Genomic DNA, 616 nt, shown 5'->3' with positions numbered 1-616 from the left:
GTGCCCGACCTGACCGCGCACGGCCCCGAGGGACGTACCGCGCGTACGGCGCTGGCGCTGCGCGAGGCCACGCGCGCGGGCGGCTGGACGCTCCTCGACCATCCGATGCTGGCGCTCGACGTGGCCGGCTCGCTCGCCTTCCTGGAGCCGGACGCGGTGGTGGTGCACCCGGACGGCAGTTGGTCGGTGGTGGAGATCAAGTCCTTCCCGATGCTGGACGGTTCGGCGGACCCGGCCAAGGTCGGCGCGGCGGCCCGGCAGGCGGCGGTGTACGTGCTCGCCCTGGAGGAGGTCGCCGCCCGGCTCACCCAGGAAGAGGCTCCCGCCCCGCGCGTGCGTCACCGGGTGCTGCTGGTGTGCCCGAAGGACTTCTCCAACCTGGCCGCGGGCTCCGCCGTCGACGTCCGCAAGCAGCGCGCGGTCACCGCCCGCCAGCTGGCCCGGCTCACCCGGATCGAGGAGATCGCCGAGGCACTGCCGGGGGGCATGTGCTTCGCGCCGGACCGGAGCGCCGAGGAGCTGACGGCGGCCGTGGCGGCGGTCCCGGCGACGTACGCGCCCGAGTGCCTGTCCGCGTGCGAACTGGCCTTCCACTGCCGGGAACGTTCCCGCGAGG

General features: G+C 75.2%; 1 pseudogene. It reads left to right on the top strand.

Annotated elements, in window-relative coordinates:
• Positions 1 to 616: pseudogene (locus M878_RS76345) on the top strand (hypothetical protein); the annotation flags it as partial.

This window comes from Streptomyces roseochromogenus subsp. oscitans DS 12.976 (assembly GCF_000497445.1).
Classification (GTDB): Bacteria; Actinomycetota; Actinomycetes; order Streptomycetales; family Streptomycetaceae; genus Streptomyces; species Streptomyces oscitans.
Note: the sequence above shows the minus strand (reverse complement) of the source record. Positions and strands in the feature narration are given on the sequence as shown.